At 41.5% G+C, this 5,546-nt stretch carries 7 protein-coding genes; 4 read left to right on the forward strand and 3 right to left on the reverse strand.

What is annotated here, in order from left to right; translation table 11 throughout:
- On the forward strand, positions 1–398 hold a 398-nt coding region (locus RDN93_RS21570; RefSeq protein ID WP_308747378.1), incomplete at its 5' end, for a sigma-70 family RNA polymerase sigma factor.
- A gap of 214 nt (positions 399–612) precedes the next feature.
- Here RDN93_RS21570 and RDN93_RS21575 read toward each other — a convergent pair.
- The 3 genes from RDN93_RS21575 to RDN93_RS21585 all read right to left on the reverse strand — a co-directional run bounded on the left by RDN93_RS21575 (position 613) and on the right by RDN93_RS21585 (position 2,223).
- On the reverse strand, positions 613–999 hold the full coding sequence (locus tag RDN93_RS21575) for a hypothetical protein (RefSeq protein ID WP_177715836.1): 387 nt from the start codon (positions 997–999) through the stop codon (positions 613–615).
- Between the two features lie 13 nt (positions 1,000–1,012).
- Positions 1,013–1,510, reverse strand: coding sequence for a hypothetical protein (locus RDN93_RS21580; protein WP_118625984.1), 498 nt, complete (start codon positions 1,508–1,510; stop codon positions 1,013–1,015).
- A gap of 533 nt (positions 1,511–2,043) precedes the next feature.
- Positions 2,044–2,223 carry a hypothetical protein gene (locus tag RDN93_RS21585; RefSeq protein WP_308747379.1) on the reverse strand — a complete coding sequence of 60 codons (180 nt, stop codon included), beginning with the start codon at positions 2,221–2,223 and terminating at the stop codon, positions 2,044–2,046.
- 1,030 nt (positions 2,224–3,253) lie between these two features.
- Between RDN93_RS21585 and RDN93_RS21590 the strand changes: the two genes are divergently transcribed.
- The 3 genes from RDN93_RS21590 to RDN93_RS21600 all read left to right on the forward strand — a co-directional run bounded on the left by RDN93_RS21590 (position 3,254) and on the right by RDN93_RS21600 (position 5,420).
- Complete coding sequence (locus tag RDN93_RS21590) at positions 3,254–3,679, forward strand: hypothetical protein (protein WP_308747380.1); 426 nt, start codon at positions 3,254–3,256, stop codon at positions 3,677–3,679.
- Positions 3,680–3,733: 54 nt separating this feature from the next.
- The gene (locus RDN93_RS21595) at positions 3,734–4,885 is read left to right on the forward strand and encodes a hypothetical protein (protein ID WP_308747381.1); all 1,152 of its coding nucleotides are present in this window, start codon (positions 3,734–3,736) and stop codon (positions 4,883–4,885) included.
- A 214-nt stretch (positions 4,886–5,099) separates the two neighbouring features.
- Positions 5,100–5,420, forward strand: a complete 321-nt coding sequence (locus tag RDN93_RS21600) for a hypothetical protein (protein ID WP_308747382.1) — start codon at positions 5,100–5,102, stop codon at positions 5,418–5,420.
- Positions 5,421–5,546: the final 126 nt, after the last annotated feature.

A 5,546-nucleotide genomic window follows, 5' to 3' on the forward strand; every position in this document is an offset into this window, starting at 1 on the left:
AGCTTATTAATAACATTGATACACTGCGTCCTATGCCAGCCAAAGTGCTTACCTCCTACATTGCAACATCCGCAAGAAATGCAGCTCTGACTTATATTCGAAATATCAGCCGACGAAAAGAGATTCTTGCCGACGAATTTGATAATAGCAATGTTGATGACGATCATGACTCCGACCCCGAAGTCATCCTGTTAAAATCCGAGGAAATCAACTCTTTCGCAAAAATTTGGGATGAGCTCGACGATAAGACTAAATTTTTGCTCAGTAGCCGATATATTTTAGAAAAGAGCTACGCTGAAATTGCCAGTGATCTCAATGTAAAACCGGAAAGCGCGCGTATGGCGCTGACTCGCGCAAGGCGGGCCGCTCTGGCACTTTCTAAAAAAAGCCATACATAATTTTTTGTTGATATTCCAACATGCCTTTTCTGATTGAAATTGGCAAAATCCGAGCTTGGAAAGTGCTCCTCTCAAAACTTTTATGGAATGCTAATAACGCCGCAGTAATGACAATCGCCCTGCCAGTATTTACGCTGACAGGGCGATTTTATATGCCATCAAGTTCGGTGCATCATTGCTCTATCACATCAGCGACTCGTACAAACATTTAACATTACTCAGGTGTATTGCCTTCAGGATCATGGAATTGAATATAGAGCAATTTGAGGCACCAAACCAACTGAATGCCAAAACACCCTGAAGTAACTCCATCGATCTGATAACTGCTAATTTGGGGTGCAAGGTAAGTAACAACCGGAAAGCACACGAAGAAAGCGACAAAATCGAATTTCTTTTCAATTGGCGTTGTTTCCTTGCCAGCGATATAAAAGTTGCGAATTTTCTTTAGCACCCACAAGGAGAATACCCAAATAGCAACTGAGACTGCCGTTCCGTAGTATTCTGGTAATGGATCATAGATTGATATCAGGAGTCCTACAATTGATGTTATAAGGATAACCGAAGTTACCACTTTGGAATGTAGTTGAAGAATTGTGTTCATAATGCCACCTGAGTTATTTTTCATGAAGGATGAATTCGGAACTATCCTTTAAAGTTGTCGAGTTCTCAGATTCGTACAGCTCATACTTTAAGCAAGACCATCGGTCAACAACGACGCGTTTGGAAGGGTCAAGGCTATCCACCTGATATTTAATTTTATCTCGAGCATAAACTTTGTAATAACCTGCTCGATAAGTCGGCGATTGAGGAAGTAATCTATCAAGCATGTCCGCTGTAAATTTTGTAACGGTCATATTGCCCCCAGCGTAATATCCTGCAAGTGCACCTATGCCTGTGGTAACTACTGCGCGAAACGCTGCTTCCTCAGCGGCATCGGAAGCGCTAACGGTGAAGCACTTTGGCCCTTTGTAGTTAGTGTATTCATACACATAATAATAGCGATTATTATTGGGCGTGACGACGCTATCATCGTTATAGACAGCCAACACCGGAGACGAGATTGTCAGACACATGACTACAAACAAGCACATACTCAAAAAACGCTTTTTCATTATATTCTCCCTTTCAGATATTCATGATTGATATATCGGTTTTTGTTAGGGACAAATGGTCTTTAACCATAATAGCCGGTCTTATAGCAATTCAATGTTTCTATGCAGCGGAGATTTAATTGTAACCCATCGGTCTCACCTTCACTTCATAAAATCACAACTTCTCTACTTTCATAATATAAAGACAATTTCCTTGACATTTTGCAACAAAGTATTCTTCTTTCAAGAATATCTAATCCGAAAACAATATAGCTTTATCTGTCAAGAAACTATTAGGTAGCGCGGTTTCTTGATAAGCCTTTTATGCCTTTTGCTAATATAAGACAACGAAACAGTAAAGGTGCAACACCTTTTCACGGTGTAGCGCTATAATGCAAAATAAATAGAGGCCCCGTACTGCAAGATGGCAGCGCGGGGTCTCCGTTTATTTGCAAAAATGGGGGGCGCGATAAGAAATCCTATGTAAATTCTGTTAGTTAATTATAGCGCTATCTTTTGCATTGGAGTTTGAGTTCAAAAAGATGAAAATCTAATTAGGAATCATCTTCGCCATTTTTCCATTGTTTATACCATTTCAATGCAGTACTTCCATAAAGGAAGGTTGCCATAAAAAGACCTGCATTATGGAGTCGAAGAGCTGTATAGAAAGTAAATAGTGCTGCGATACCTCCTGTGACTGTAGCCAGTATTACACTAAAGTGCTTATTCATCATTAATCATCCCATAATTTTGTAAGATTGATATGCATCCTGCACTTGTAAGGGATAATCGTAATAGTATGACTGCCCCTTGTCAAATTCGACCGTTTTTGAACTCGAGTCGATTTGTGCTCGGAGATATCCGTCAACCTCTTCGTAACCCTCATAATATACATAGCGGTAGGTTCTATTATAGACTTTACTACTACCTGATGCCTGAGTATGATCTGCTATCAAATCCCTCCCATCTTTCAGTTTTGCTTGATTTATGCCTTTCGTAGATATAAGACGGTAGAAATTTAAAACTGCAACACGAACCGATATACGAAACAAAAACAATATTCAGTAGTTATTACATCTTTTTTGAATATAGCGTCAAAGGAAGAAGTGTATTTTGCATTTTACTAATCTGAACTCTACGCGAAGTTGCATTTTGAGATATGTTTGGAGTAATTGCGCTTGATTACACAGAAAATTTGCTGTTGCAGATTGGGGAAATAGATGTCTTCTAATTATAGAAGGAGGCGTACAGACAAATTTTGTCTTTTTTACCCATAATTATAAAGAGGCAATCATCTATGGCGTTATAGCTATCTGCCTGCGAGAGTTTTATGCTAAGCCATATTCAATTTTGGAAGAGGAGCAGGATGCTCAGTTTGTCAAGTTTAAGAAGGTTTTTCGGACGATAGGATTTATTGTTGTTATTCTTCCGTCGTCTTTGGGCATCATGCTTGGCGATAGTGTATCATTTAGGTATGGCTCCCCGCTCATGGTTCTCTGCTCGTTATACGTAATTGATGAAGTTTTAGCACTTATCCTTTTCTACAAAACCAAGATGGCCGCCGAGGACGAGAATGAGATTGATAGATAGTAGCTCTATTATACGGGTGATAAGACGGAACCTGAGCAATCTACGACTTGAAAAATATAAGGAATCAAATTAGCCAAAAGGGGAGGATATTTTAACAAAGCTCGACGCACAAATGATCTATGCCTCATCATAACTCAATGACTATTACACAGAAAGGAGACAGAAATGAAACCTATGAACCGACTTCTATCATTCGTTCTCTCTTGCGCAATGGTTATGATCCTATGTATTCCAGCGTTCGCTATTAATTTGCTGACAGACGAACCGTTCGACGAACCTTTTGTAATGGATATCGACAACGGCAAGCTCTTTTCCGCAGCATCCGAAGACAAAACGGTTGCAATTCTAACCAACGATGACCTGCATTTAATAGATATATCCATCAGCTATGATCCCGCTTGTGACGAGGTCTATCATTGGGCAATCAGCGATTATCCAGTCGACGAGTTCTCTTATAGTGACAGCTTCTGGAACTCTGTTATTGCGTATGCCGAAAATCACTTTGAGGATTCCGATCTCGTTCTTTTCACTACGACCATTTATGATACGTCTGACTCGAGTGTAGATGCATCTCTTTCCAGTGAATCCAACCTACGTTAACGCCCCGCAAAAGTAACTTTAGCTCTACAATACTCACATCACAAATTTGAAAGGATGGATAAAATGAAAAAGTACTTGTCGCTGATTCTTGCGTTAGGGATTTGCATGAGCATGTGCGTTTTTCCAGCAGCAGCAATTTCTGCGAATGAGGCAGAAAATGAAGTGCTCACAGAGGACGAATTTACAGAGCTGCTTACTGCTGAGATGTCCAGCAACGAGTTTGGAGGCCTTTATTATGAAGGAGATACGCTTGTTGTTAATGTTATCGCGTCTCAGAAGGCAACATCTCTCAGGCCCCAGCTTGCTCAAAAGGCACCCGAAGATATTGACGTGGAATACCGCACAGTCACGTACTCCCTTTCTGAGTTGGAGCGCATAAAGAATTTCCTTACAGGATATATGTCTGATTATAGCATCATGATGCTTGATGCAAACGAAATTACGAATCAAGTGGATATTAGTCTAAAAGACTATAGCGACGATAATATTGAATCAATTAAGGCCGCAGTTTTAAGTCACGGCGGAAAGACGGATTATCTGAATTTTATCGATGACAGCAATAACGTGATTCGTTCGACTGTAGGCTATGAAACAGATAACAACGCTTCGCCTTTCTCGCTTTACGGTAAAGTTCCTGTTTCCTTTACAGCAAAGGCATCCACTACACAATATCTCACGGGTGGCAAAATCCTTATCGGAAACTACGCTTACACGCTCGGCCCGGCTCTTTCAGCTTCGAAAGCATATTCAGCGGGACATGGATTTAGCGGAACAGTTGATGTAAAAGATCTTATGGGCACAAAGATTGGAAGTGCTACTAGCCACCTCGGAAGCGTGTCCGGTGATTGGTCTAAAATCACACCGTATGGCGGCGAATTTTTCCCTGTCGTGGCGAAGGCGACCCCAATCGCTGGAAAACAGGTTTACATGTTGGGAGCAACATCTGGAGAGACCGTAGGCAAAATTACCAGAACGGGTGTTTCTGTCCAGTTTCCTCCGTATGTGACTCTGACGGATATGTGCGAAGGAAATTACGAATGCAATCCTGGCGATAGTGGAGCTGGATTATTTGACAGTGGAGCCAAGGATGTCCTCACGGCTTCATCCAACGCAAAGACTTATGGAATCCAAAGCTCGGGAAAGTTTAACGAAAAAGGCGAATGGATCGGACCCAGCTATTTTACGCCAATTTCTAATGTATCGTGACAAGAGAAATGCAGGTAACTAACCTCTAAATTGTCTTGCCGATTGTAAGCTCAGTAAAATACCCATAAGCCATAATCTTAAAAACAGTCTCAAGGCCCTACCATATCTGGGTAGGGCCTTTTCTGTTCAACTACTCGCCGTAGTATTGTGGCCTACCGACGGAGGTAAAGCCCTCCTTGCCGGTAATGACCACATTGTTATATCCACTGGCGCAGTGGATGATGAGCAATTTGCCGTTTGCGCCCCTGCCGCCAACAATGCCCACATGGGAATTATCCGGGTAGAACACCAGGTCGCCGGGCTGAGCGTTCTCCCAACTGATATCAGTACAGTAGCTGTGCTGCTTGAACAAATTGACAATGGTTCGCTTGTGGTTAGTGATCCTTGTGCATACTGGCTAGTAGAAGGATGGAGAATTGCGTACTTTGCAAGAGTCAATGGAACCGACGAAGACGCGCTAATTTCATGGCTTGAAAATGATAGCCATACTGTTACTCGGAACAGCTTTCAAGCCTTTTGGGTTGTTGCTAAATAAATGAAGTGTAAGATTAAGACAAAGCTTAATCGAAAGGGAGGGGCAAAAAGCTCCTCCCTTTCGATTAAAACCGCTGTTTTCAATCTTGCCATTATGCAACTAAAGCGAAATGCTTATTACCTAAAG

The organism is uncultured Bacteroides sp. (assembly GCF_902491285.1).
Classification (GTDB): domain Bacteria; phylum Bacteroidota; class Bacteroidia; order Bacteroidales; family Bacteroidaceae; genus Bacteroides.

Excerpts from the sequence above, each read along its gene's own strand:
- RDN93_RS21575 (WP_177715836.1), bottom strand. The coding sequence starts at position 999 with ATGAACACAATTCTTCAACTACATTCCAAAGTGGTAACTTCGGTTATC.
- RDN93_RS21580 (WP_118625984.1), bottom strand. The coding sequence starts at position 1,510 with ATGAAAAAGCGTTTTTTGAGTATGTGCTTGTTTGTAGTCATGTGTCTG.
- RDN93_RS21585 (WP_308747379.1), bottom strand. The coding sequence starts at position 2,223 with ATGATGAATAAGCACTTTAGTGTAATACTGGCTACAGTCACAGGAGGT.
- RDN93_RS21590 (WP_308747380.1), top strand. The coding sequence starts at position 3,254 with ATGAACCGACTTCTATCATTCGTTCTCTCTTGCGCAATGGTTATGATC.
- RDN93_RS21595 (WP_308747381.1), top strand. The coding sequence starts at position 3,734 with ATGGATAAAATGAAAAAGTACTTGTCGCTGATTCTTGCGTTAGGGATT.